The following is an 873-nucleotide window of genomic DNA, read 5'->3' on the forward strand; positions in this document are numbered from 1 at the left end:
CGTTGAAATATTCATTATAGGAGCTTCCTGGTGGGCTTTGCCCCATAGTAAAATCAAACTCTTCGGGAAACTTTAAGACTTCCCACCCCTCCGGAATCATCCCCAACTCACTATCCACCAAGCGATCAGGAAACAAAGCGGCGATTTCTTCAGTCATTCCCTCTGGCTGTTTTCCTTCCATCTTGGCCTTCACCGGATCGAAATCGACGAACCAGGACTTGAAGATGGCGCGGGCGATGGATTCGAGGGTTTGGGCCATCTGTCGGTTCAGCTCGATCTTGTCGTCCAGCGTTCCGAGGATGTGGGCGATGGCGCGTTGTTCGGGGAGCCTTGGATAAGCAGCTTCTAGGTTCTCGAGGTCACGCTTGGTAATGTGGCCCAAGCCAGTCGTCTGCTTGTTACGGGCAATTCCCACAAAATTTGGTTTCAGGTAGCGAAGCAAGTAGTAGAAGAACACGGGATCTATTCCCTCAGTCGGCGTTACCCGGAAGATGTGTTGATTCAACCACCCCTCTGGGTCTCGCCACCAGAAGGCGTCGATCGACGTTTCAGGCTGACCGGACCATGAAAACAGGAGATCACCATATCTCACGCGCACCGCGTCATCAAAGGTCTGCTGGGTAAACTTGGTCTGACCGGATATCCCACCCTTGATTTCCGCGATCTTGATCACAGGCAACCCGGAATCGCTGAATTGGATATTCCGAAATGCGAGACCGTTTACCCATTGGGCTAACGAATAGAGGGGGCACCGCTTCCAGTGATCCGGAAAGTATGGGTCGTTTGTGGAACAGCTTGAGAACTTATGATTTACAGGGTAATGAGTGTTCCGTATGCCGTCAACTATTCAATGTTTCACAAATAGCGTAATTA

At 50.9% G+C, this 873-nt stretch carries 1 protein-coding gene; it reads right to left on the reverse strand.

What is annotated here, in order from left to right:
• The coding region (locus ACOCD2_RS22685) for a restriction endonuclease subunit S (RefSeq protein ID WP_419626190.1) at positions 1-847 on the reverse strand (847 nt) is incomplete at its 3' end.
• Between the last annotated feature and the right edge of the window lie 26 nt (positions 848-873).

It is taken from the genome of Thiolapillus sp., from assembly GCF_048562965.1.
Classification (GTDB): Bacteria; Pseudomonadota; Gammaproteobacteria; order Chromatiales; family Chromatiaceae; genus Thiolapillus; species Thiolapillus brandeum_A.